Below are 25,845 nucleotides of genomic sequence, written 5' to 3'. Positions count from 1 at the left end.
GTAGGCTTGTATCAACTATATGAAGTAAAAAAACTGAATAGAACACTGTTTAACATTAGATAAAAAACTTTTTTTCTATTATTCTGTATCAAGTGATTCATCTTCGGGAGCATCACTTTGTTCGGATTCTTCATGGTCCGTTATTTCTTCTTCGGTATTATTCTCACCTGGAAGTATTAATTCCACACCTAGATAGTCACCTTCATCTATAGGAGTATCCTCTTCCATACTTTGTGTATCAACATAGCCATGTCCAAACGCTTCGACCTCTAGTTGTAGTAAATTTGCCAGTTCCATTACATCCCGTAACGACCAGCCAGTTACATCTGGCATTGTGGGTTCGTCTGTAACTAATATAACGCGGTCATTAGGGAGTATTTCATCACCTTCTTCTACATTAGCAGCAACTATTTCACCTGAACCAATCGTTGCAACCCTTAAACCAAGATCAATCAATGTTTGTTCGGCGTTAGAGGAATCTTTACCCACAAGACCTGGTATTTCAACTTGCTCGACTGAAGAATCTACACCTTTATCAGGTTCTATATTTAAATAATGTAAGCTATTTTCCATGACATTATTAAATATAAACGCAACAGGATCTGATCCAACATCCGTGCTCGCGAGTTCTGGTTGCTTAACTGATACATACATCATCATTTCAGGGTCATCTATTGGAGCCATTCCTAAAAATGAAAAGGCAAGATTTTCACGACCAGTTTGGTAAGTTCCATCTGAACCTGGAATTTGTGCTGTACCTGTCTTTCCACCAACTGTATAATCATCTAAGCTATATTTCGCTCCTGTTGCATTTTCTGAATTAACCGCAGCATCAAGTAGTCTTCTAACCTCCTCTGAAGTATCCGCTGAAATTGGATCACCAACTACATGTGGCGATTTCTCTTCGATAACATCTCCTGTTGACGAGTCAACAATTGACTGAATCACATATGGTTGTAACATTTCACCATCATTTGCAATTGCTGTAGCAGCTTTCATTTGCTGGATAGGCGTCATTGTACTACCTTGTCCGAAAGAGGTTGTTATTTTCTCCAGTGGCCAGTTATATAAAACATCACCAGCTACTTCCCCTGGTAAATCAATTCCTGTTTCTTTATCCAGGTCAAACGCTTCTATATACTCTAAGTACGTTTCAGCCCCCATCTTTTCCCATAATAACTTAGCTGTGGCAACATTCGATGATCGAATAAATCCTTCATCGTATGAAATGGATCCCCAACCATCCCCGTTATTATGATCATGAATGGGGTCTAATTGTTCGTTCGCACGGTAACTTCCGGAGCTAAATTCTTCATCTCCATTATAGACTCCTTCTTCTATCGCAGCTGCCCATGTGAACATTTTAACAGTGGATCCAGGTTCGAATGGATTGGAGATGACATCATTATACCAGTTTTTCACATCAGAAGGATCATTAGGATTATAACTTGGTCTATTACTCATCGCTATAACTTCACCTGTATTTGGATCCATCACAACTGCAGTCATACTTTCTGGATTATAATCTTCCTCTACTTGGGATAATGTGTCTTCCAATAAGGTCTGGATCTTTTGGTCAATCGTTAAATATACATTATTTCCATCTTCAGGCTGTTGAATGACTTCATTTGGATCCACTAGTTTATTGTTAAACCTATCACGTTGGTAGGATATATAGCCATCCTGCCCGCTTAATATATCGTCCATTTCATTTTCTATACCAGCTTCACCAGATATTTCCCTTATTATTTCACCATCATCCGTTTCCGTTTCCGAATCTCTGGCAAATCCAATTATATGGGAGGCGAATACACCATTTGGGTAATAACGAACCGCTTCTTTTTCAAAGTTTATGCCTGATAGATCCAAATCTACTATGTCATCTCTTTCTTGTTGCGAAAGACCATTTCCTGCGCTACCAAATTCGACCTGGAATTGTTCGTTTTCCGCTCCATTTTGAAGTCGACTTAAAATATCACTTTCTTCCATCTCTAATATAGGTGCCAATTCCTGTGCAGCTTGTTGATGGTCATCAACGTGCACCGGTTCTTCTAAATCATTGGAATAGGACTCATCTACAACTGCATATATCCGAAATGTTGGCCGATCGTAAGCTAGTGTCATTCCATTATTATCAAAAATCCCACCACGTTCGGAATCTAACGTATGGGAAGTTGTCCGTTTTTGATCTGCCCATTCTTCTAATGAAACATCATTGATTTCCCCCGTTGCCTGTATATACATGAAACGACCTGTTAGTATCAAAAAGACTCCTGCAAAGAATACAATTAGAATTCCAGCCATGAGGTGAGTTTGTTTATTTTTTCTCATAACATGTTCCCCTTGATTAATTATTAAATGAGTTTGCTTGCATCACTTCTGCATCTTGTATTTTAAGGTCGTTATCTTTTGCAATACTTGTAATTCTCTCCGGTCTGCTTAATTCCTTCACCTCAAATAGAAGTGCTTCATTGGTAACTTGTTGATTTTGTACCGTTTGCTCCAGTGATTGCAATTCCCTGTTTAGTGATTCTGTGGATGAAGAATAGGAGACTGTTAAGATACCGGCAATGATTAAACAAGTTGCTATTATAGAATAAATAATTTTTTCACCTTTTGTTATCCAAGGCTGTTTACGTACTTTAACAGCAACTTCTGATTCCTTATGTGGTATATCTGTTGGTCTGCTTGGCTGCGTCCAGTGTCTAGCATGATTTGCACTCATTGTTTATTCCGCCCTTCTCCATAGGTGAATTGTTCTTTCCACACGTCAACTTTTTCAATAACACGAAGTTTTGCTGATCTTGACCTTCGATTTGACTCCAATTCATCTTCCGTTGCTATTACTGGTTTTCTCGTAATTAGATTAAAAGGAGGTTCGTGGTCTTTTGGGATTACTGGCAAGTTTCTTGGTGTTTCCTTCGCTGTACTCCATTTTTTAAAAGCTTGTTTACATAGTCTGTCTTCAAGTGAGTGAAAGGTAATGACTACAATTCGCCCATTTATGTCTATTATTTCTGCAGCTTGATGAAGTGCATCACTAAACGCTTCTAACTCGTCATTTACTGCAATACGCAGTGCCTGAAAAATACGTTTCGCTGGATGTCCACCTTTCCTGCGCGCAGGAGCAGGTATACCATCTTTAATTAATTCGACTAACTGATGCGTCGTGTTAATCTCATCCATTTTTCTATATTCTTCAATTTTTCTGGCTATTTGTTTCGAAAATTTTTCTTCTCCATATTTGAAAAAAATCGATACCATGTCATTGTATGACCAGCGATTGACAATCTCAAAAGCAGTAAGGTTCTGGGTTTGGTTCATGCGCATGTCCAACTGCGCATCATGTTGATAACTAAACCCTCTTTCGCCTCTGTCCAATTGTGGTGAAGATACACCAAGATCGAACAGTATTCCATCCACATGATGAATGTTATGCCGCTGTAGTTCCTTCACAAGACCTCGAAAATTAGAGTGAATATAAACGATGCGGTCCTTATATGCCTCTAACCTTATTTTAGCAGCTTCTAATGCCTCCAGATCCTGATCAAACGCTACAAGCAAACCACTTTCATCCAGTTGTGAGGCAATTTGTTCGGCATGACCACCACCGCCAACTGTACAATCTATATAGGTACCACTAGGCTTGATTGCCAATCCTTTAATCGTTTCATCTCTTAATACACTATAATGTTCGAACATCGATACACCCACTTTAAATATTATCCACGACGTATTTGGCAGTACTTCCAACTTGATTATTAAATATCAAAATCCATTAGATTTTCAGCGATTTCAGCAAAAGATTCCTCAGAATCATTAAAATAATCTTCCCAATTCTCACTCGCCCAAAATTCGATACGGTTGGAAACACCTATTACTACGCATTCTTTATCCAAAACAGCGTATTTCCTTAATGGTTGTGGAATGTTTATTCTTCCCTGATTATCGACTTCACATTCTATGGCTCCAGAAAAGAAAAACCTTGTAAATGCACGAGCATCCTTTTTAGTTAATGGGAGTTTTTTTAATTTCTCTTCTAATATTTTCCATTCATTCATTGGATAAGCGAACAGACATTTATCCAGTCCACGAGTAACAACAAACTTCTCACCAAGCTCCTCGCGAAACTTGGAAGGTACAATTATTCTACCTTTTGTATCAATGTTGTGTTGAAATTCACCCATGAACATATAGCCCGCCCACCTTCTGTTTTTTATATTACCACATTCCCCCACTCTTCACCACCAATTTATTAAAATTAATTAAATCACAGAATCATTACACGTAAAATGTTATTTTTAAACAATAAAAAAAGCTGTCTTATCAACAAAAGACAGCTTTTACATGTTTTTTATTATTTTGTGGTAGAAAGTGGTAAGCAGCATATATCACTTAACTTAAAACTTGGCTATTTTCTAAAAGGTTGGGACTACGTTTACTCGTCACAACGAAAAGAATTGTCGTTTTTGACACACTATCTATAAAAGAAGACGTAACTACTGTTTGCTATAAGTATTTGCTATAAACGCCGTTCGGGATCACTCCGGGCGGATGCTTTCCGCGGGCACGGCCTTGCCCTTGGCAAAAGGTATGTCGACGTTGTTCGCAAAGAACGATTTTAGTCGACCTTCCTTAGGATAGTCCTGCTCAGGTCTAGGCTCGTGCTGGGGCTGCGCGTAAATGCTCCCCCACCGAAAACCATTGTTCCCGCAGGAGTCACCACCCTTCACTCACCCGAACTGGTGAGTGAAGGGTGGTTCGATGTTTTGAATATTTATTACGAATGCAATTTAGCGGTAGTTACCGGAATACAAGCGGAGGAAACGCATGAAGACTCCTGCGGGAGGAAAGGCCTCGATGAGACTCCGCAGTGCGCCAGCACAAGGAGGCTCACCAGCCGCCCTAAGGTGCGCGAAATGAGTTTCCGTAGCGAATCCCTTCTCTTAATCAGCGTTTGCAAAAGAATTGTCACTTCGTCGTCTTTATATCAACTTCGAAGATTTAATACGTATGAAAAGCTAAACCTTAAATGTAAACGAGATAATGATCATTTTTTAATGAATAGGATTCGTTCGCTACGTCTCTTATAAATCCAATTCCGTATTCGTTAATCCAAGGCAATGGATTCCAAATTCGCTCTTGCAAACCACCATGTGGTCTTAATGCATTATGAATAAGATCAAACTCATATAATTCCTTTGCGTATTTTCCTTCAAGTGTTTTTACTATTCTATCCTCCAAGTATTCTATATCGCCATGCAGATATTGCAAATTTTTATCTGCTAACTCACCTAAATCCGAGCGTAATTCCTGGGCTATATCCCTTAAAGGTTTATGAGCTTTGTCAACTGACTGTTTAATTTCATCCACTATTTGTTGAACTGGTGGATCGTTTTTTGATACCAGCCAATTGTTTTTCAGGCCTTCAACACCTTGGTTGACTGCTTCAGCAGCACTAATATCAAAAGCTTTTAAAGCTTTTTCTACACTTCTATCAACATATGTAATCGATAACCTTGGTACGACAGGGGGCATTTTCATCTGGAGTGATCCGAAAGCAGGCTTTAACACAGCCCAATAGCTAATTTCTCCAGGTCCACCTATAAAAGCCAATGAAGGAAATAATAATTCCTGCATTAGGGGACGAGTTACCACATTATTACTTAGTAAATTTGGTTGCTCTTTTGCAATAGTAATTAATTCTTCTGTTGATAATAGGACTTCATTTTGCTTTCCAACCCAGTCCCCTTCTGCATTTCGCATAAGTAATATACGTTCATTATTTTTATGATAAAAGAGATGTGCTTCATTAGACTCCACCTCAAGCGGCAAAGAATAATCTTCTTGTTTCAATTGTGAATACGCAGCGTGGACACCTTCACTTATTTCGGGCTGTTGTTCAATCATTTGGACAAAATGCTTACTTTCAAGCTCGCGCACTTCCGGATGTGCAGAGTCTATTAACACGAGGCCTTCTTCGCTAAATACTTGATAAATTAGATGTGCGAAGAAATCAACATAGGTTGCCGATTTATCCAAACAGGTCTTAATCGTTTCATATAAACCCTTTGTATATTGTGTTTCTTTTAGTTGTTCAAATAGTTCGTTTAACCACTGAGAACTATGGGTTTTATCCATGTGAATGTCAGAAACGGAACTTTTATCAAAAACACGCTGAAGAATCTTGTGTTTAGTCATTTTTGAAGTTTCAGGTAAAAATATATGATTAATTTCACTGAAATCATGATCCTCCCCAGCAATCCAAAAAACGGGTATTACAGGTATCTTAAATTCAGCTTCCTGTTGTTTTGCAAGTTGAATAATAGAAATGATCTTATTAATGGTGTACATTGGCCCGGTCATTAACCCTGCTTGCTGCCCACCTATCACAACAACACTATTATTTTCTTTTAATCGCTCAATATTATGATAGGTCGATTCAGGAGCATCCCAATGTTGATTAATCCTATACAGGACATCCGTTAGTTGCTTACGGTCAAAATGACGTTCTGCCAAATCATTCAAGCGCTCTTTAAAATTATTAAAAGGCCGATAATCAAAAAAATGTCCTATATTATTTTCATTGTTTCGGTAATCAGCTATTAAATTACTTTGTTTATGTATATGTATAGGGTCGACCTGCATTAATCTCATGCTCCTTCTATTTCATAATGTTCATTATGTATTGTACATAAATATATATTGGATTTCATCTAATCTGTTTTAAGAAGTTGTTCGTAAAGTCAAGAAATGGTAGCACCTAAGTTCTTTGAAAGTGAATTAAGATAGCGAGTAGATATAATTTGTTGAAAATCACGACCTTCCTATCTTAATATAATTCCAACCAACATGAAACAAATAGATAAAAAAATCAAAAACTAAAGGGAAATTTGCCTGCCAACATATTTTTAGTCTTTTTGGCAAGATTACCTCCGATCGTATAACTATAATTCCAGTTGCATGCTTTCCTATCTGCCAAATAAAATCAAACATGCTTAGGCTTTAATTCCTTTTTTCTGTTCCAATGCTTTTATACTGTCATATACAAATAATGTATTTGGAACGGGTATGTCAGCAATACTTATTATATACCCTGATATGGCTTCTATTTCCGTCTTTTGATTTTCTTTTATATCTTTCAGCATCGAGGATATATTCCCCCCTGTCTTTCTAGCGATCTCCTCCACGCGGTTCCATTGAACAGAAACATCCAAATCCAGAACCAAGGCTGCTTCTTTACATAATGCTTTGGCCAATTTATTTAGATAACCATTCGTTACTAAATCACCATTCCGAATATTAAATAATGCTGTTAAGGGATTAATAACAGCATTGACGATTACCTTTTCTGCTAATAACTGTGACCAATTCTCTGTCATATCGAATGGAAAATTGGCTTGATTTAATTCACACGTCAGCTCTTTAAAATGAAATCCCCGATCATGAAACGATGCTAGTTTTATCCTGCCCTTTCCAGTATGCTGCACCGTATGATCGTTGACTCTAATTGCGCCGTGCTCTGTAACTCCTACCAAAACAGGCTGTGTTTTATTTCTAATCAGGTCAATATGACTCATTCCATTTTGCAAAAAAATTAAAGGTGTTTGTTCATTCCCTGTTGAAATAGTTGAAAGGATGGAAGGAATATGCGATTGTTTCACACAAATAATTAAGCAATCCTCTTTTTCCATTTCTTCCATTAGTAGCGCCTTCGTTGGTAGCAGGGCAACAGAACCCGATAAAAATAAACCATGTTCATTTAGTTTTTGCTTTTGTTCATTCCGCCGAACATAAAGACGTACATTATGTTCAATAGAAAGATAACTACTTATTAATAATCCAATTGCTCCTCCACCGATGATTCCGATATTCATTATATACGCTCCTCTTAGCTTCCTGTGATTATTGTACCAACTAGTTTTCCTTTTTGGCTTTCGCATTACAAAATACCACTAAAGATAATAAGTAGGTTCTTTTATTTCATTCTTCATTTATTTATATTATAATATAAGGTAGAGAAAACCAACATAATTCTGACTTTAAAGGGGATGGGTATGATGACAAATATAAAAGTAGAGAAACTGTTAATAAATTATAAGACGCTGGAAAAATTTAAACATTTTAAAGAATATGGTAATCAAGAATTATCCATGGTTGAAGATCTGGAGAATAATATTGTTGAAAATGACAGTGACTCTCCATTTTTTGGGATTTACTACGGGAATAATCTTATAGCAAGAATGAGTTTGTATAAGGTTAAGGCCAAATATGACGCCTATTTTGCTCCTCCACAAGATTATTTAACCTTATGGAAGTTAGAAGTTTTACCGGACTACCAAGGCAAGAACTACGGAAAAGCGTTAGTCGATTTTGCCAAAGACTATAATGTACCGATAAAAACAAATCCACGTATTAACTCTCATGGGTTTTGGGAAAAAATGGGCTTTCAAAAAGCACACTATGATATGGAAAGAGATTTAGGAGAAAATCCATTGATTTGGCTTCCAGAAGGCGTTAAAGAACAGGAATCATAAAGTAAAAACGTCATTCAGTGGGGGGAACATCGCACGCAGAAAAAGGACATGTAAATTTACATGTCCTTTTCTTAATAAACTACGAAGAGGCTAATGTATTTCACCGAAAGGCTTCCACTATACAAAAGGTTTTTTAAAAGTAATATAAATTATACAGTTCTATCGAATCATCCGTTCAATCAATACGAGTCTAACTTTATTCTTGTTTGTTAGCTTTTACCCATCCCCATAATTTAGCCATTTCATCCCAAGCATTATCATAATGCAACAATTGTTGTTTTAATCGTTCATTGTCTTCCTTCAATTGATTCATTATTTTTTCTTGTTCATGTTGAATAATTTTATTTTCATCGGGATAGCTTGATTTTATTCTTTCCAACAATCCTATAGCTGTTTCTATCGTATCTTTCTCTTGTGTATTAGATTCTGTAAAACTCCATATGTCTTTTCTCCCACTTTGCTTTCTTTCTTGTTTTGCTATTTGAATTGCATCCTGGTATTCTTTACGAATTGTTGCATTCCACCTGAAACCACAAGCAGCTGATGTACGTGATAATTGTTTAGCCACTTCTTTAAACGCTTCAAGTTGCGTTTTCCCATCTCGTATATGGCTCAATACTGTTTCAGCTAAAATAATATCTTCATCATTTGTCCAAGCATCCTGACGGGTCGCATTCATATCATCCCTCCTTATATCGTTGCTATCAATGTATGCAAAAAATAGGAGTGATAGAATGAATCTTTATTCTTTTCGTGCAAAAAATTGTTGAACAGCCTTTTTATGTTCCTCAGAATCCCATAAATTTGCACAATTACGAACTTCCTCATCCATTAATAAAGATAGTTTGAGATTCGATAACTTTTTCTTATATTGACTTTTTAATATTTTCATTTGGTCATAGGATTTCCGTATGTATGCTTGTAATAGTTCGTCACGATTATCCCATACTGCTTTGCTCACTACAGTATGTAACCAACCACATTCTTTTAAATAATTCGCGTCAAAAATACTACCTTCCATCAGCCACTGTAAAGCAAAGCTCGGGTTCACTTTCTCATACAACAGAGCCCCTCCTCCCCATCCAGGTAATATTCCTAGATTCGTTTGAACAAAGCCGAATTTGCTTGTCTCTTTTGCGATTCGGATATCACAGGCAGTTGCAATCTCACAACCACCGCCTATCGCATCTCCATTTAACAGGCAGATTGTCGGAACGGGAAATGACATAATTTCATAGAGAACCTCTTTCATCATATATAACTTAGAGAAGGCTTCATCTGGGCTCAGGTCCCCGTGCAAGTTATTTAAATCACCGCCTGCAGAAAAAAATTTCTCCCCTTCCCCAGTTATAATTAAAAACTTCACAGCGTCACGTTTGGCTTCTTCCAACCGACTTTTAAATGCTTCTGTCATTTTTTCAGATATTGCATTATGTTTATCAGGCCGATTTAAACAAATTTCGCCATAACCTTCTTCAAATATTCGGTATTGAACAGTTTCACTCAACTGAATCTCTCCCTTATTTTATACGTAACTAACACAATTAAAAAGATTATTCTTACATACAAAAAAACAGATCACATTTTAAAGTGATCTGTCCGCGAAGTACTTTCAGTCATTAACTACTGACTACTTCCTTACCATCGTATTGTCCACATGATTTACATACATGATGTGGTTTTGCTAATTCCCCACAATTTGAACATTCTACCATGCCAGGTACATGTAATTTTTTATGAGTACGGCGTTGATTTTTCACTTTTTTAGATGTTTTTCTTTTTGGTACTGCCATGACTTACACCTCCTTTATATAAGGAAAGATAATTACTAACAATTATTCTTTCTCGTTATCTTCGAACAAAGACGCCAGCTTTTTTAGACGTGGGTCTATCTTCTTCTCATCTTTTTCTTCTGAATCCTGTGAAACAAATTCCCATCCTTGCCCTTTTAATGAATCATTTTCCATTTCAGTGGCTTCTTCAGAAAATACTCGAGATGGAACTTCCAGTAAGATATTTTCCTTTATAAATGGAGTTAAATCAATCATTTCTCCATCAACCGGATGAATTTCGTTTTCCTCTTCCTTTTCACCATAATAAGGCGATGTGGAAAAAACCTCATCTGCTTTAATTTCAAAAGGATAGGGAACATCTACTAATGTACGTGCACAAGGCAATATCATTTCTCCAACTATAGTAAATGAAAAAATAACTTGCTCACCCTGATAAATACTTTGACCATAGACTTGTACAGAGTTAATTTCACGTATATCGTTATTCATTGTTTCCAGTTCAGAAACATCTACCTTATTATCAAATGTAAAAGGTTTATTAATAGTGCTTTTTCTAATTTGACCTAAAATAAATTTCATTACGATCACCTCAAGGCAACAAGAGTTATTCTAAAAGAAAAGTAGACTTTTGTCAACCTATTTTCTTTAGATGGTACTAGCCTTCCCCTTCCACTTAACAGTAATCATGTTTACGATTATCAATTATATAATGATGCATATTATATTTTTCTTTGATACAATGATTACCACCTTATCATTAGGAGATGAACACATGAAGGCATGCGGTTTAATTGTTGAATACAATCCATTTCATAATGGTCATCTGTATCATATTCAGAAAGCCAAAAAAAATTCAAACGCAGACTGCATGATTGCAGTTATGAGTGGCACTTTCTTACAAAGAGGGGAGCCAGCAATAATTGATAAATTTCACCGAACTCGAGCTGCTCTTCAATCAGGCATCGATATCGTTCTAGAATTGCCTTACCATTATGCTGTCCAAAGCAGTGATATGTTTGCTAAGGGGGCCGTTAAGACACTACATGAAATAGGTGTTTCTGATATAAACTTTGGTAGTGAGTCTGGTAATATATCCAATTTTATAACAAGTTATGAAATCTTTAAAGCAAAAGAGACTATTTATGAAAAAAACCTTAAATCATATTTAGATAAAGGGATATCTTTTCCAAAAGCAAGCAAATTCGCCTATGAGCATATTGGGTTAACATCTGGGGATATGGACTTATCAAAACCAAACAACATATTGGGATTCAGTTATGTAAAAACCATATTGGAAAATGACCTAGCGATTAAACCATCTACAATAAAGCGCACAAACAGCGACTATCATGATCAAACAATTGGAAACTCTATCGCTAGCGCTACAGGTATTCGAAATGAGTTATTTACAAATGCACAAATAACGCCTGAAATCGCTAAATCCATTCCTAAGGAAACCTACCTAGAACTGCAACAATATAAACATACCGCCACGACCTGGCATACATGGGAAAGCTATTTCCCTCTACTTCACTACCGTGTCCTGACAATGAGTTTGCAAGAACTCTCATTGATAGAGGGAGTTGACGAAGGACTGGAATACCGAATTAAACAAACGTCAAAAGAAGCAACTTCATTTACAGGATGGATCGATGCAATTAAAACAAAAAGATATACATGGACAAGATTGCAACGTATTTTTGTCCATATTTTAACTAATACGAGCAAAAATGATGTAAATCAAGTTTCCAATGAGGCTTCTATTCCATACATACGATTATTAGGATTTAATCAAACAGGGCAGGCTTATCTAAATCAAACCCGAAAAAAACGGAATGTGCCTCTTGTTACCAAAATAAGTCAAAAACCGAACCCTATGCTGGAAATGGAAGAGAAAGCCAGCAATGCTTATTACAGTATCTTGCCACCGAAACAGAAAAATCAGTTTAAAAAGCAAGAAATACAACCACCAATAAGAATATAATAACAGACCTTCAACAGGTGAAGGTCTGTTTTCCTTTAGCTATTTGATTCTATCTCCTGTAAATAAGACAATGCATCATTAAATGTATCTACTGGAACAACGTCCATATCCGCACCAATATTTTCAGCTGTTTCTATTGCCATTTGATAATTAGAATCTTCGGCATCCCCCTCATTTGGTGCAAAGAAAATGTCAACACCCTCTCGATCAGCTGCTACTATTTTTTTATCAACTCCACCGATACGCAAGACATTGCCATTGTAGTCAACCTCGCCAGTACCAGCAATTTGATAACCCCTGGTCAAATCTTCTTCAGTCAACTGATCATACATTTCCAGTGCAAACATTAGTCCAGCACTAGGCCCTCCGATTCTCCCACTGGAAAATACAACCTCAGGGTCGACCTCAACAGTACGGTCTGTTACTAAACTAATACCTATTCCAACCCTATCTTCTTCTTCACCAAACAATTCTAATGTAATGTCCTCTATAATAGTTTCCTCTCCTCGTACAATTTCCAGTGAAATCGTGTCTCGCGCCTCTTTGCTTTCAACGTAGTTAATTAAGTCATCAGCTTCCTGCATGTCATTCCCATCGATGCCAACGATACGATCTCCTGTCTGGAGTTTGCCATCTGCAGGCATATCTTCAACAATGGAAACGACATAGACACCATTATAATCAATTCTAATAGCTTCATTAGCTGCTTCATAAGCAACTACAGTAGAAGCTTCTTGAGAGCTCTCCATCATTTGAAGTTGGGCTTCCATGTATTCATCATCTGAAATGCCCTCAGGACGCACATGATCAAGTGGTAATATCTCACTATGCGGTAATATCATTGCCCATAGATATTGCATAGGGGTTGCCTGTCCTCCACTAATCGTCATTAAATGCATCTCTCCTGTACTTTCATAACCATCTACCACCTCTACGATAGGGTTTAGCGCTTCTGCTCCGCCAGGTCTTTGGATATAATAATCAAGCCGATATGCAGAGAGAAAATAGGCAACTAAAAGAACGGCAATTAATGATAGGATGTGTTTTTTTGTGAATCTCATGGTAAAGCTCCTTCCATTTCCAACAGCTAATTACATATTAAAAATGCAACTTTAAAAAGTCTATGGCATAAATAGCATGTGTATGTGCGTATATTTATAAAGACTTGTACTAAAAAAATCACGAAACAAGCTAAAATAATTCTACTACGATCGACTAAAGATGTACAGAGCAAGGCTCATTCAGTGGGAGGCTTTATATTGAAACAAATAGCAAAAACGCTACTCTTATCAATAATGACAAGTTTTTTTGCCTTCGCCTTATTAAAGTTTCCTGATCAGTCATTGGAAGCCAGCATTCGCGGATTAAATATTTGGTGGGAAGTTGTTTTCCCGTCGCTACTCCCTTTTTTTATCACAGCCGAATTGTTAATTAGCTTTGGTGTAGTTAAATTTATCGGCGTATTATTTGAGCCTATTATGCGGCCATTGTTTAATGTTCCTGGTATTGGAAGCTTTGGGTGGATAATGGGAATGTCAAGTGGTTATCCGACGGGGGCAAAGATTGCAGCAAGACTACGTGAGGAAGAACAGCTTTCCCAAATAGAAGCCGAACGTCTCGTTTCTTTTACAAATGCTTCTAGTCCATTATTTATCTTTGGAGCAGTTTCTATAGGTTTTTTCCATGATGTTAAATTAGGTGTTCTATTGGCAACCTGTCATTATATTGGCAACGCATTAGTTGGGATCTGTATGCGGTTTTACCGAATTAAAGAGGATAAACAACAAAAGAAATCTAAATCCGGAAAAAGCAGTGTATCCATTAGAAGAGCTTTTAAAGAAATGCACCAAACAAGGATACGTCATGATCGTCCTCTAGGCGAGGTATTAGGTGATGCCGTTTTAAACTCTATTAAAACGCTAGTGGTGGTTGGAGGTTTTATTGTTCTTTTCTCTGTTATCACTAAATTACTATTTATAATAAACATATCACCAATCATTGCTTCTGTATTTGAGCAGTTGTTAAATATTTTAAGCCTACCGGGAGAAATAGCACTGCCTTTCTTATCAGGCTTATTCGAGATAACGATTGGTGCACAAATGTTATCTCAAATAACGACAGATTCCTTCTTAGCAACAGCAATTCTTGTGAGTTTCATCTTAGGTTTCAATGGCTTTTCCGTACAAGCACAAGTAGCTAGTATCATAGGTAAAACAGATATACGTTTTGCACCGTATTTCTTTTCCCGTCTTTTACATGGAATTATTGCTAGTCTATTGACTGTAATCTTGTATAAACCATTGTATTTAGATAAGCAAGCTTTTGAAATGGACGATGTGGCTGTATCACAAGAAGTAAGCCAGAACTTCTGGGTTACTACATTGGACATGTTAAAACAAATGGGACCAATCATTACAATCGTTTTTTTAGGGTTAGCAGGATTGATTCTATATAAACGCATACTAAAAAAAGATGTTGCATAGTAGAATGTGCAACATCTTCATCTTTACTTTAATTAAATTTTTCCTTTAAGGCATTCTCCACAACATTCGGTACCAAATCAGAAACATTTGCATGATATTTAGCTATTTCTTTAACAATGCTTGAACTTAAGAATGAATACTGATTATTTGTCATCATAAAAAATGTTTCAATATTCGGATTAAGCTTTCGGTTCATTGAGGTAATTTGCATTTCATATTCAAAATCACTAACAGCCCGTAATCCACGAATGATAGCATCTGCATTATTTTCTTTAGCATAATCCATTAATAAACGATCAGATGAATCCGCGGTTACGTTAGGTAAATCCTTTGTTGCTTCTTCTATCAGTTTTATCCTTTCCTCAACCGTAAATAAAGAGTTCTTTGATTGATTATTAAAAACAGTCACAACTACATGTTCAAAAATCTTCGCGCCACGTTGAATAATATCCAAATGTCCGTTTGTAATTGGATCAAAGCTACCAGGACATATCGCTAATTTACCCACAGGTAAGTTCTCCCCTTCCTTCATTCTTTTTTGTAAATGGTAACGCCAATCGTTCCGCCATAATTTTCTTGTTTTACTAATGAAAAGTGGTCATGTTGCTTTGGAAGATTTTCAGAAGCATCATGCTCACAATAGATGAATCCATTTTGTTTTATTAACTGAAGTTGTACAACTTCAGTTAGTAATGATTCATAATTTACTTTTCTATACGGAGGATCAAGAAAAATCAGGTCAAATTGTAAACCTCTTTTGGCTGCAGCTTGAATTGCACGTAAGGCGTCCGTGCGAAAAACTTCTGAAGTTTCTTCTAATTTCATTGATTTTAAATTCTCATGAATAGTATGTATCGATTTTGGATATTTATCAACAAAAATCGCCTGCTCCATACCTCTGCTTAATGCCTCAATCCCCAATGAGCCACTTCCCGCAAACAAGTCCAACACTACTCCGCCTTTAAAATAAGGCCCTATAACCTGAAACAGCGCCTCTTTCACCTTATCTGTTGTCGGTCTTGTCGATTTTCCTGGTACAGCTTTTAATTGCCTACCTTTATGTACACCCGCAATAACACGCATAAAACCACCTCGAGTTAACTATTCGACATTAATCCTACCACAAAATAATTAAATGATGTTAATAAAATAGGAAAAAATGAAACATGTAAATGTATATAATTCTTGAATATGTACATAATAGCATAGTGAGACAGCTGATTGTTAGCTCGGTTGTTTCAAAACTCGGAGAAGACTTAAACTTCCCCATAAGTTCTTCCTCCGGTTTCTCCTCTCCCTTTGCCTTTTTGTTTTTTAAAAGGGACCTGCAGAATTTATTCTGCAGGTTTTTTCTTTGCATAGGAAAGTAACACTATCATAAGAACCCCTATAACGAATGCCAAGATTTCTAAATACTCACGCTATTTTTTGCATAAAAAAATTCTGTGGATAACTTAAAGGAAGTTCCACAAAATTTTTTATCGCGGTTTAACGGCCGGGCACTCCCACCCGCCTCAAAAATTGAGGAAAGACAAAAATTTCAGGCGGGTGATAACTGCCCATATAAGCATTAAAAAAACGCTTTTTCTGCGTGGGATCTTCCGGCGGGGATTCGCTTGTCCTGGGACTGCGATTACTCGCCCCACCGAAAACACTTGTGCGTCGAAATTCCCACTGAATGAAGCTTTACTTTATATACCCATCTTATAATCATATTCTTTAGCTTTATCTGGTATACTATTTTCAAAGTTTGTTTCGATAAATGGTTTAGCAGATCGATCAACCTTGGAAACAAAAGAAAGCTTCAATAGTTTATGCTCTATATCCTCTAACTCAGACTGATCAACATAAATTACAGCATATTTTAATTTCTTCGATGTATAAATAAGATGTCCATATCGTTTAATTTGCTTGATATTCTTCATATGTTGAAACCAAATTATTAAACCTTGTCGTTTCACTCTCATAGTATGTCCTCACTAACATTGCATTTATAATTAGTGTATCAAAATAAACCATTTGCTACAATAAATCATGATGCGCAGCCACAACTTCCGCCACTTCCACATCCACACCCACTATCACTTAATGCCGCTCCATCTTTAGGAGCTTTAATTTCTTCACTGGTACTTAATGCTACATACTCACTGATTTCATCTAGTAACTTCTGTAAATTACGTTCGGCAATTTTGAAGGAAGCAACTTTATCGTTCATGTCCATTTCACGCTTTGATGCACGGACCTGTTTCATTATTTGACTATAATCCGGATGATACCTTCCGAACCGTTGTACATCATCATAATTTTCCTTTATATCTTTAAACGTTTTTATTAAACGTTGGGCTTCGCTATCTTCTTTAAGCTCTTTTTGGGAATTGTTATATGCTGTCATGACGTCTGAATCTAAAACCATTTTACCTAACTGTTCTGACCGATCAAGTATATCAACATATTCCATTGTAGCTATCATTTTATAACACCTCCACTATTATCATAGCATTTAATCTGCACGATTAAAATGTATTTTACATTATTATTAATCTTTCATCTCGCTGGATAACTTCATAAGCATACCAAGCATCTCTACATTATTATTTACTTTTTCTAATCGTTGTGTAAATGTTTTTCCATAAAATTTTTTTGCTTCATGTTTAATTTCATAAACACGCTCTGGATCTCGTGACAGATACCGGTACCAAATTGGATTATAACGAACAAATTTTGCTAAATCAGGGTTTTTTGCTAAATAGTTATAACTAAATAAATCCATTTGTCTCCTCCTTAATCTCTAAATAAGTTAAAAAGGTCTCTTTGAACTGGCTTTGGATTTTTTTTATCTTGGAATTGACTTATCATTTCCTGAATCATTGTAATTGAATTGTTTAATTGGTGTGCTTGATTTTGCACCTTTTCTATATCCATATTTTCAGTAAGCTTCATTAATTTACCAAGTAACTCCTTATTACTTTCCTTAGAATCATCCTCTTTACTTTCTGATTTATCCTCTTTATATGGTTCCCAGTAACTATCATCTTCACCTAGTAGCGCCCATTTTTCATAGTACTCTTGCCAGGATCTTCCTTTCTTTCTAACTTCTTCTCGTAGAAGAGGGTGTTTATTGATGAACTGTTTAAATTCTAAAACCGTTGGATGTAATTTTTCTTCATTCATAAATTCCACCTCATCCATATAGTCATCTGTTACTATTCAATTTATGCTTTTTCTTTTATTACTGTGCCAAATCATTAGAAAATCGCCTTAAGGCCAAGCTTTGTTGTGTAAGCCTTAGTTGCAGCTTATACAGTAAGAGATTGTTAACATAATTAAACACACGCAACCATTGGTTGCGTGTGTTTAATTTTTAAGGTATCGTTAAGAAATTTTGTGTATAGTAAAACCGGTAAACGCCTACACCTAAATGGGTATAATCGTCTTCCAACAATGCTTCCCTGTGACCTTCACTATTTAGCCACCCTTCGACCGCTGCTGGTGCATCTGGATATTGTGCTGCTATATTTTCCCCAGCTGTTGTATAGAAGATATCTTCGACAGATAGCCTTTCCTTTAATCCATCTCCGCTTGGGCTGTAATGGGAAAAGTAATTATTTTCTTCCATATCTTTACTATGTGAAAAAGCTACTTCACTAACGTCATCTTCCCATTCTAACATTGACTTCTCATGCTGATACCTAAGAACATTTGTTATATCAAATATTTGATTTTCCATCCCTTCCTCAACTTCACCCCATTGCTCATCTGTTAAATCCGGTTCGTTTGGTAAATTACCCCGGTATTCTAATTCGTATGGACGATGTTTTAGTAATGTATCCGCAGTTAAAATGCGAATAGATGATAATTGATTCGTAAACGTATCAAAATAGGTTTGAATAAATACGTCATCCGCCCCCTTGACCAACGGACGCTTTTCTAAATCATCATTATTTAAACGAAATGTATAAGATGAAAAAGCTTCACTATACGTCACTTCATTTTCAAAAGGGAATTGTTCTTCCACATCCTCATATGCTTGACCAAGTTGAATAGGCTCCGTATCCAGATCATCACCAGTAGCATAGACTGTTACAATTTCATTATCCAGAATGCCGAACTGTATATACTGACTTGTGTGATCTGTATATACCCACCACGTGTACGCATAAGCACTTTGTTCTTTGCGTTCCGGTTCGTCTAATTCTTCGATTAACGCTTCTTGTGACTTTCCTATCCATTGAAACAAATCGCCTTCCAATGGTATATCCGGTTGTTTTTCAGGAACAGTTTTTGTACCTATCTCATTTTCCTTTTCTCTTACTACCTTACTTATATTGTCAATCGTCTCTCCTGGAGATAGATTACTTTGTTCTACTAAATAAAAAGCCCCCATAGCAAGTAGAGCTAACAAGAATATATTTCGAATAAGTCGCATAAATAGTCTCCTCTTGATATTTATTTTCTACTATATTTCAATATATGTTCAAATATAATAATCCATGCTCTATTTCTTCTATTATTCCATAATTTTTTTCGAAATAGATAGTATAAGTGTATGTTCACATCGTCTATAAACATATATAGGAAATAATTTTAAGCTTTTCAATTGCAAGTTCCTTCAATTCGTATTAAAATGGAAGGGCGAGGATAAATATGTGAGGTGGATAATATGAGATTAGAGAATACTGGTATAGATGATGTCATGATTGACGTAAAACCACTGGATCATCTAACAGGAATGCATGCTTTTATTCGTGCTGAAAATTGGGATTATGAAAGAGTAACTTATGATTATAGAATTGATTCAAATGAAAAGAACATTACATACTATATTCGAGTCCAAGGTTATGCCGTTGAAGGAGATGTAGACCGTGGAAATGCTGTAATAAAGCTTTTAACTCCATTATTAGGGAAACATTATTACCCACATGGAGTAGAGTATGGCGAAGAAGAAAATTTCCCAGCTAACCTTGTCGAACGTGCAAATAATTTAGTAACAAAATTAGCTGAAGAAATCAAACAGCATTAGAAAATGTAGCCATATAATAATTGACCTATACCTTTTAACTTCAGAACAAATAATATTAGGTAATGTTTAACCAGCTGCTCCTTAAGATTCAATGAGTAGTTGGTTTTTTTCAAATTAATCAATTTAAGTAATAACTGTGTCCATATGTAAAATATTAAATAACTGCAATATTTTTTAATAACGATGGTATATTTTGGAAACTTGTAATTGTTTGTAGCGAATTGCAAAGCTCGTATTTATGGAAATAGGTAAGTTTTATACTTTGTATGAAATTAAACTCATTTTCATTGTAGATGGCGGCTACCGAGAAGCGTAACCAGGTTGGTTTCCTATCTACCAAGAAAGGAGGTATTCTGTTAACTTGTTTCGTTCAATTTCAAAACGACAATGGACCCTAATTTTCTTATCTATCATACTTTTTTTAATTATAATCTTTATATTACCTATTGCTGTACCATTAATTCTTGCGTTAATTACAGCTCTTATACTTAACCCACTCATTAAGTTAATCCAGCAAAAAACAAAAATAAGCAGAAAGATATCCGTTATTATTGTATTTATGCTTTTTCTAATAGTAATTGGAGTTGCTGGTACATTTATCGTTACAAAAGCTTCAACACAAGTAGTAAATTTTGTAGAAAATGTTCCCACTTATTTTAATCAGATCAACGAAATATATGACAATTGGGAAACAAACCTACAACAATATTCAAGCGGCTTACACCCTGAGTTTACTGAACAAATAACGAGCACGATTGACGATAATTTAACTACATTGAATGAAGCAGCAAGAGAACATATAACATTGGATAATATAGCACAAATTTTTGCAAAGGTACCGCAATATTTAATTAGCCTTATTGTCTACCTAATTGCTCTATTTTTATTTATGCTAGAACTACCAATACTTAAATCTAAGACATATAGTTTCTTTACAAACGAAACAGCAGAGAAAGTTTCATTTATGAATGCAAGATTAAAAAGTGTTCTATTAGGCTTCTTTAAAGCACAATTACTTGTAAGTCTTATAATACTTACTGTTAGTTTTGCGGGGTTATACCTTATCGCTCCGGAGACAGCAATTATAATGTCATTGATAATATGGATTATCGATTTTATCCCTATTATTGGATCAATTGCCATTTTAGGGCCCTGGGCATTATTCATGCTGTTAAGTGGCAACACTGCAATGGGATTGCAATTAGCCATATTAGCTGTAGTATTGCTTGCTATTAGGAGAACAGTGGAACCAAAGGTAATGGGACAACATATTGGATTATCACCACTGGCAACACTAATTGCCATGTTTCTTGGACTACAACTGCTCGGATTTATAGGTTTTATTCTTGGGCCAGTGCTGGTCATTGCATTTAATTCCGCAAAAGAAGCTGGAATTATAAATTGGAAGATAAAAATTTAGATAAAAAGAGGTGAGAGAATTAACTCTCACCTCTTTTTATGTTCCAAATATAGCTCGAATCAGGCTTGTTGTCTCTCCACCATCAAAAAACACATACAATAACAGGTATACGATCAATCCAGTTATCGCACTGAAAAACCAAATAATACTTGTATATGGTCCTAATTTTCTATGTTTGCTAATGCTTCGTTTAAACGCTAATGTTAGTGAAACAATGCCGAACACAGCACCTATTGTAGCTAGTGTAATATGGAAAATTAAGAAGATGGTATAGTAAATTTCTAACTCTTGAGGTCCACCAAAACTCGTATTCCCTACAAATATTGTGCGAGACATATAAATAATAAAAAACAGAATCGCACTAATAGCTGCTGCTATCATAGCTTTTCTATGTGCTTTAATATTCCCCTTGCTAATAAACCTCCAGCCAAAAGCTACTAAAACAGCACTTAATAAAATAAAAATGGTACTTATTGTTGGTAAAAAAGGCATGTATACACGGGTCCTTTCTAATAATTAAATACTGGAGCCAACTACATGTGGTTCATGTTATCCATCATTCATTCTCAATTTACTTCTGCAGGAGCAGGGTCAATTTTGAGACTATTTTTATTAAACCATTTAAAGAACACACTACCAAGCAGAATTCCATACGTAATTTCTTGCATGGTTTTCATAATAATTCCACCTAATTGCTGGTCCTCCATCGTACTTAATGACGTAAACATTTCCGGTCCTGAAAGTGGAATTACTAGACCCTCTAGTACATCCCCAGGTACACATAGAGCCAAGGCTTGCATCCACGCACCCTCTTGGGTGTATGCTGCAAACAAAGGATAATCCGCAAATATAATTAGCGCACAAGCAGGTGTAATTAAAACACCATTAGCAAAGATATAACCAATCTTTACAGGAGGGCTCAATGTATCAAATTCTTTAAGTGGTGATAGGATTGGCCACCATACAATAAAAGCAGCAATTAAAATAATAATTGACGTTGATGAATGTGCAACGATTGACGATTTCGAAAAATCAAATACAGCCGGAATATGATATAAAGAGAAAAGCGCATTAAACAACAGTAGTGATACAAGTGGTTTCGTCAATACACGAAATATTGGTTTTATCACTGGCGCATAAACAACTTTCTCCCATAGCCATCCTGGTATCCCCTTTATAATTAAAATAGGAAATACGAGATAATAGATAGCCATCTGAATCATATGTGCTGTTAATGTAATATGCGAAAGCAAGTCAATTGGAGCACCTTTTACGGCATATAGTAAAAATAAACCCAAGTAAAAAAATATTTGTTGACTTTTACTAGGCCTTTCTTTCCCACCAAATTTATGACGGTACCGACCGGTTATTAGAAAATACAACAAAGCTAAAATCAAAACATATGCCAAGAAGTAAGGGCTCCACAATGCTCGGAATCCAAATATTTGTAGTTCTAACCACATACTTATCCATCCTTAAAAAACATTAATATATTACTTTCCTGTGCTTCGTAAGTGCAATTAAAGGTTTCGCCACAAAGCTTGGCGAAAAGGGTAATTGCCTAGCTTTCCTTCATCTATTATAACGTAAATTTTATTTCGTACATATGTATAATGTGACAATTTTATCAAAAATATTTTTAGAAAACTTGGTTGTCACCAAGCTTTTGGATGACAAGCTTAGTTGCACTTATGCAGTAAGAAAGTATTTTATACTTATTTATCTGCTGAAGAAAAAAGACCGGGATAAATTCCCGATCTAATCACATTTTACCACCATGAAATTACTCCCAAGGCTATAAAAACCAATATTGCTACCCATAGGCCACCGTAAATCATTAGAGCCGGCATTTCATGGTCTTTATCTTTCATATGCATGAAGAAATAGAATTGAAAAGCAACTTGAATTATGGCTAAAATTAGAAGTACAGGGATTATGAACATATTGTCCATTAATCCAGTTGCAACAAGTGAAAAGGAAATCACTGTAAAGCCAATCATCAATGCAAAAGAAATTAATTGCTTTTTCATTTCTTCTTTTCTTTTTCTCTTCTGGAATGAATTCACTTTATCAATATTCTCTGTCATAAATTACACCATCCCCATTAAGTATACAACAGTAAAGATAAACACCCATACAACATCAATAAAATGCCAATATAAACTAAATGTATAAAATTTAGGGGCATTATATAAATTCAAACCTCTTTTAGCGTTACGAACCATCAATGCAATAAGCCATGCCAAGCCAAATGCAACGTGGCCACCGTGGAACCCAACTAAGGTATAAAATGCAGATCCAAAAGCTGATGAACGCAGCGTGAATTCGTAATCAATAATATAATGCGCAAACTCATAGATCTCTAAAGTAAGAAAGGCTATACCTAGAAGTGCAGTTATTCCTAACCATAATTGCATCCTTTTAAAATCATTATTTTTCATATGATGCATGGCATACACACTAGTTAAGGAACTTGTAAGGAGCAATAGAGTCATTGCAAAAACGAGTCCCATGCCAAATATATCAGTAGAAGCTGGTCCATCTGCTGTTGAATTTCTCAAAGCTAAATAGGTTCCAAATAAACATGCAAAAAGAACAGTTTCACCGCCAAGGAAGAACCAGAGGCCCAAAAATTTATTTTTACCCTCATGGGTGGCTTTTTCTGGTTCTTCTGGCATTGTTTCAGGATTTAAGGAATGATCGTGACTCATTTTAGTCAGCCTCCCTTTCTAGTTCTTCTTTCGTAATATGATAACCATGATCATCTTTCAATGATCGATACAACATGGAACCGAGTGCAATACCCATACCAACATAAACGGCAATTAACCACGCACTGTGATCCACTTGATAAATAAATCCGATACTAGCAACAGAGAAGCCAAATGACATGATAAACGGTACGAATGTAGAGTTTGGCATATGGATCTCATCTACTGGCTCTGCTGGTGTCAGCTTACCTTTTCCTTCCATTTTTTCAATCCATAATGGATCCAGACCACGAACTAGTGGTAACTGTTTAAAATTATAGTAAACAGGCGGTGATGCCGTTGTCCATTCGAGACTACGACCATCCCAAGGATCAGCAGGTGCTTGATCTAATTTAGCAGTGTAAATGATGTTAATCAAGAACACTATTACACCAATAGTCATAAATACCGCACCAATCGAACTGATTAAGTTACCGGTATCCAAGCCTTGATCTCCAAAGAAGACCCAATAACGTCGTGGCATACCCATTAAGCCAAGGAAATGTTGGATAAAGAATGTCAGATGGAACCCAATAAAGAATGTCCAAAAGGAAATTTTACCCATGCCTTCATGTAAGATTCTACCGAACATTTTTGGCCACCAGTAGTGCAGTGCAGCAAAAATCCCAAATACTGTTCCACCTACAATTACGTAGTGGAAGTGCGCAACAACAAAGTATGTGTCATGGTATTGGTAATCTGCTACAGAAGCACCAAGCATAACACCTGTCATACCTCCGATAGTGAACGATGGTATAAAAGCCAATGCCCAAAGCATAGCGGAGTTAATTGTAATGCGTCCCCCCCACATTGTTGCCAACCAGTTAAAGATTTTAATACCTGTTGGCACTGCAATTGCCATTGTCGCAATCGCAAATATAGAGTTCGCCACTGGCCCGAGTCCAACTGTAAACATATGGTGAGCCCATACCATAAACCCTAGGAATGCAATCAAAATCGTTGCAAATACCATTGCGGTATAACCAAATAATCTTTTCTTTGAAAACGTAGCGAATATTTCACTAAATATACCAAAGGCCGGTAATATCAAAATATAAACCTCTGGATGACCAAATATCCAAAATAGATGCTGCCATATAACCGTATTTCCACCCAATGCTACATCAAAAAATGCCGAACCAAACATACGGTCAAACATTAACAAGAACAAAGCGACAGTTAATGCTGGAAAGGCAAATAGAATTAAAACACTTGAGATGAAAGTAGTCCATGAGAATAATGGCATACGCATATATGTCATACCAGGTGCACGCATCGTAACGATCGTAACCAAAAAGTTAATACCACCAATTAGTGTACCCGCACCTGAGAGTTGTAGTCCCATTACGTAAAAGTCAACACCATGACCTGGCGATTGAAGTGATAATGGAGCATACGATGTCCAACCAGCATCAGGAGCGCCACCTAAAAACCAACTGAGGTTTAACACAATTCCACCAAACATAAATAACCAAAAGCCTAGTGAATTTAGAAATGGAAATGCAACGTCACGCGCACCGATTTGTAACGGCATAATCGCATTCATTAAACCAAGTAATAATGGCATTGCTGCCAGAAAAATCATCGTAGTACCATGCATCGTAAACATTTCATTGTACAATCCTGCACTGATGAAATCATTCTCTGGTACTAACAATTGAATACGTATAATTACAGCTTCTAAGCCGCCGAGCAGGAAAAAGAATCCGCCACCTATTAAATACAAAATACCAATTTTTTTATGGTCTACAGTGGTCAAATAATCCCATAGCACAGCGCCAAAGCCTCTCTTTTGAGCTGTTATACTCAATACTTAAACCTCCCTTTTTTCATCTTCCAGTCCATAATTTTATATTAT

Annotated in this window: 28 protein-coding genes; 5 read left to right on the top strand and 23 right to left on the bottom strand. The window is 36.2% G+C overall.

From position 1 onward, the window contains the following. Positions 1–78: 78 nt before the first annotated feature. From OLD84_RS08555 to OLD84_RS08530, 6 genes are all read right to left on the bottom strand, one after another. The gene (locus tag OLD84_RS08555; RefSeq protein WP_209461429.1) at positions 79–2,331 is read right to left on the bottom strand and encodes a penicillin-binding protein; all 2,253 of its coding nucleotides are present in this window, start codon (positions 2,329–2,331) and stop codon (positions 79–81) included. 16 nt (positions 2,332–2,347) lie between these two features. Further along, positions 2,348–2,725 carry a cell division protein FtsL gene (gene ftsL, locus OLD84_RS08550; RefSeq protein WP_209461430.1) on the bottom strand — a complete coding sequence of 126 codons (378 nt, stop codon included), beginning with the start codon at positions 2,723–2,725 and terminating at the stop codon, positions 2,348–2,350. Continuing rightward, positions 2,722–3,702, bottom strand: coding sequence for a 16S rRNA (cytosine(1402)-N(4))-methyltransferase RsmH (gene rsmH, locus OLD84_RS08545; RefSeq protein ID WP_209461431.1), 981 nt, complete (start codon positions 3,700–3,702; stop codon positions 2,722–2,724). The genes ftsL and rsmH overlap by 4 nt, the downstream gene beginning before the upstream one ends. A gap of 59 nt (positions 3,703–3,761) precedes the next feature. After that, a complete protein-coding gene (gene mraZ, locus OLD84_RS08540) occupies positions 3,762–4,193 on the bottom strand; it encodes a division/cell wall cluster transcriptional repressor MraZ (protein ID WP_209461432.1) in 432 nt (143 codons plus the stop codon). A gap of 835 nt (positions 4,194–5,028) precedes the next feature. Then, the gene (gene bshC, locus OLD84_RS08535) at positions 5,029–6,648 is read right to left on the bottom strand and encodes a bacillithiol biosynthesis cysteine-adding enzyme BshC (protein WP_209461433.1); all 1,620 of its coding nucleotides are present in this window, start codon (positions 6,646–6,648) and stop codon (positions 5,029–5,031) included. Positions 6,649–6,998: 350 nt separating this feature from the next. Further along, entirely contained in the window at positions 6,999–7,877 is an 879-nt protein-coding gene (locus OLD84_RS08530; protein ID WP_209461434.1) for a 2-dehydropantoate 2-reductase, read from the bottom strand. 183 nt (positions 7,878–8,060) lie between these two features. On the opposite strand from OLD84_RS08530, the gene OLD84_RS08525 reads away from it, so the two are divergent. After that, complete coding sequence (locus OLD84_RS08525) at positions 8,061–8,537, top strand: N-acetyltransferase (protein WP_209461547.1); 477 nt, start codon at positions 8,061–8,063, stop codon at positions 8,535–8,537. Positions 8,538–8,733: 196 nt separating this feature from the next. On the opposite strand, the gene OLD84_RS08520 is transcribed toward OLD84_RS08525, so the two are convergent. The 4 genes from OLD84_RS08520 to OLD84_RS08505 all read right to left on the bottom strand — a co-directional run bounded on the left by OLD84_RS08520 (position 8,734) and on the right by OLD84_RS08505 (position 10,909). Continuing rightward, entirely contained in the window at positions 8,734–9,216 is a 483-nt protein-coding gene (locus OLD84_RS08520) for an RsfA family transcriptional regulator (RefSeq protein WP_209461435.1), read from the bottom strand. Between the two features lie 63 nt (positions 9,217–9,279). Beyond that, the gene (locus tag OLD84_RS08515; protein ID WP_209461436.1) at positions 9,280–10,044 is read right to left on the bottom strand and encodes an enoyl-CoA hydratase/isomerase family protein; all 765 of its coding nucleotides are present in this window, start codon (positions 10,042–10,044) and stop codon (positions 9,280–9,282) included. A gap of 112 nt (positions 10,045–10,156) precedes the next feature. Then, the gene (gene rpmF / locus OLD84_RS08510; protein ID WP_209461437.1) at positions 10,157–10,330 is read right to left on the bottom strand and encodes a 50S ribosomal protein L32; all 174 of its coding nucleotides are present in this window, start codon (positions 10,328–10,330) and stop codon (positions 10,157–10,159) included. Between the two features lie 42 nt (positions 10,331–10,372). Continuing rightward, positions 10,373–10,909 (bottom strand): YceD family protein, encoded by a 537-nt coding sequence (locus OLD84_RS08505; protein WP_209461438.1) that lies wholly within the window; start codon positions 10,907–10,909, stop codon positions 10,373–10,375. 193 nt (positions 10,910–11,102) lie between these two features. Here OLD84_RS08505 and OLD84_RS08500 point away from each other — a divergent pair, with 193 nt between their 5' ends. Further along, positions 11,103–12,314 carry a nucleotidyltransferase gene (locus OLD84_RS08500; protein ID WP_209461439.1) on the top strand — a complete coding sequence of 404 codons (1,212 nt, stop codon included), beginning with the start codon at positions 11,103–11,105 and terminating at the stop codon, positions 12,312–12,314. Positions 12,315–12,349: 35 nt separating this feature from the next. Here OLD84_RS08500 and OLD84_RS08495 read toward each other — a convergent pair whose 3' ends face one another. Further along, positions 12,350–13,375 (bottom strand): SepM family pheromone-processing serine protease, encoded by a 1,026-nt coding sequence (locus tag OLD84_RS08495; RefSeq protein ID WP_209461440.1) that lies wholly within the window; start codon positions 13,373–13,375, stop codon positions 12,350–12,352. A 198-nt stretch (positions 13,376–13,573) separates the two neighbouring features. On the opposite strand from OLD84_RS08495, the gene ylbJ reads away from it, so the two are divergent. Next, on the top strand, positions 13,574–14,797 hold the full coding sequence (gene ylbJ / locus OLD84_RS08490; protein ID WP_245301415.1) for a sporulation integral membrane protein YlbJ: 1,224 nt from the start codon (positions 13,574–13,576) through the stop codon (positions 14,795–14,797). Between the two features lie 28 nt (positions 14,798–14,825). Here the strand turns inward: ylbJ and coaD are convergent, their stop codons facing one another. The 7 genes from coaD to OLD84_RS08455 all read right to left on the bottom strand — a co-directional run bounded on the left by coaD (position 14,826) and on the right by OLD84_RS08455 (position 19,223). After that, positions 14,826–15,305 (bottom strand): pantetheine-phosphate adenylyltransferase, encoded by a 480-nt coding sequence (coaD, locus tag OLD84_RS08485; RefSeq protein ID WP_209461441.1) that lies wholly within the window; start codon positions 15,303–15,305, stop codon positions 14,826–14,828. 20 nt (positions 15,306–15,325) lie between these two features. Next, a complete protein-coding gene (rsmD, locus tag OLD84_RS08480) occupies positions 15,326–15,880 on the bottom strand; it encodes a 16S rRNA (guanine(966)-N(2))-methyltransferase RsmD (RefSeq protein ID WP_209461442.1) in 555 nt (184 codons plus the stop codon). 608 nt (positions 15,881–16,488) lie between these two features. Next, on the bottom strand, positions 16,489–16,764 hold the full coding sequence (locus OLD84_RS08475; protein ID WP_209461443.1) for a YlbG family protein: 276 nt from the start codon (positions 16,762–16,764) through the stop codon (positions 16,489–16,491). A 65-nt stretch (positions 16,765–16,829) separates the two neighbouring features. Then, positions 16,830–17,267 carry a YlbF/YmcA family competence regulator gene (locus OLD84_RS08470; RefSeq protein ID WP_209461444.1) on the bottom strand — a complete coding sequence of 146 codons (438 nt, stop codon included), beginning with the start codon at positions 17,265–17,267 and terminating at the stop codon, positions 16,830–16,832. A 66-nt stretch (positions 17,268–17,333) separates the two neighbouring features. Continuing rightward, positions 17,334–17,567 carry a YlbE-like family protein gene (locus OLD84_RS08465; RefSeq protein ID WP_209461445.1) on the bottom strand — a complete coding sequence of 78 codons (234 nt, stop codon included), beginning with the start codon at positions 17,565–17,567 and terminating at the stop codon, positions 17,334–17,336. An 11-nt stretch (positions 17,568–17,578) separates the two neighbouring features. Then, a complete protein-coding gene (gene ylbD, locus OLD84_RS08460; protein WP_209461446.1) occupies positions 17,579–17,968 on the bottom strand; it encodes a YlbD family protein in 390 nt (129 codons plus the stop codon). Between the two features lie 190 nt (positions 17,969–18,158). After that, the gene (locus OLD84_RS08455) at positions 18,159–19,223 is read right to left on the bottom strand and encodes a CAP domain-containing protein (protein WP_209461447.1); all 1,065 of its coding nucleotides are present in this window, start codon (positions 19,221–19,223) and stop codon (positions 18,159–18,161) included. Between the two features lie 234 nt (positions 19,224–19,457). Here OLD84_RS08455 and OLD84_RS08450 point away from each other — a divergent pair, with 234 nt between their 5' ends. Next, the gene (locus tag OLD84_RS08450) at positions 19,458–19,817 is read left to right on the top strand and encodes a YugN family protein (protein WP_209461448.1); all 360 of its coding nucleotides are present in this window, start codon (positions 19,458–19,460) and stop codon (positions 19,815–19,817) included. A 361-nt stretch (positions 19,818–20,178) separates the two neighbouring features. After that, on the top strand, positions 20,179–21,237 hold the full coding sequence (gene ytvI, locus OLD84_RS08445; protein ID WP_209461449.1) for a sporulation integral membrane protein YtvI: 1,059 nt from the start codon (positions 20,179–20,181) through the stop codon (positions 21,235–21,237). Positions 21,238–21,273: 36 nt separating this feature from the next. Here the strand turns inward: ytvI and OLD84_RS08440 are convergent, their stop codons facing one another. The 5 genes from OLD84_RS08440 to ctaD form a co-directional block, all read right to left on the bottom strand. Next, entirely contained in the window at positions 21,274–21,729 is a 456-nt protein-coding gene (locus OLD84_RS08440; protein WP_209461450.1) for a DUF420 domain-containing protein, read from the bottom strand. Between the two features lie 74 nt (positions 21,730–21,803). Next, the gene (gene ctaG / locus OLD84_RS08435; RefSeq protein WP_209461451.1) at positions 21,804–22,700 is read right to left on the bottom strand and encodes a cytochrome c oxidase assembly factor CtaG; all 897 of its coding nucleotides are present in this window, start codon (positions 22,698–22,700) and stop codon (positions 21,804–21,806) included. 306 nt (positions 22,701–23,006) lie between these two features. Continuing rightward, on the bottom strand, positions 23,007–23,324 hold the full coding sequence (ctaF, locus tag OLD84_RS08430; protein WP_209461452.1) for a cytochrome c oxidase subunit IVB: 318 nt from the start codon (positions 23,322–23,324) through the stop codon (positions 23,007–23,009). Between the two features lie 3 nt (positions 23,325–23,327). Then, a complete protein-coding gene (locus tag OLD84_RS08425; RefSeq protein WP_209461453.1) occupies positions 23,328–23,948 on the bottom strand; it encodes a cytochrome c oxidase subunit 3 in 621 nt (206 codons plus the stop codon). A 1-nt stretch (position 23,949) separates the two neighbouring features. Beyond that, positions 23,950–25,797 (bottom strand): cytochrome c oxidase subunit I, encoded by a 1,848-nt coding sequence (ctaD, locus tag OLD84_RS08420; RefSeq protein ID WP_209461454.1) that lies wholly within the window; start codon positions 25,795–25,797, stop codon positions 23,950–23,952. Between the last annotated feature and the right edge of the window lie 48 nt (positions 25,798–25,845).

The sequence above is a fragment of the Virgibacillus natechei genome, assembly GCF_026013645.1.
GTDB classification, from domain to species: domain Bacteria; phylum Bacillota; class Bacilli; order Bacillales; family Amphibacillaceae; genus Virgibacillus_L; species Virgibacillus_L natechei.
This window is presented reverse-complemented; position numbering and strand designations above follow the sequence as displayed.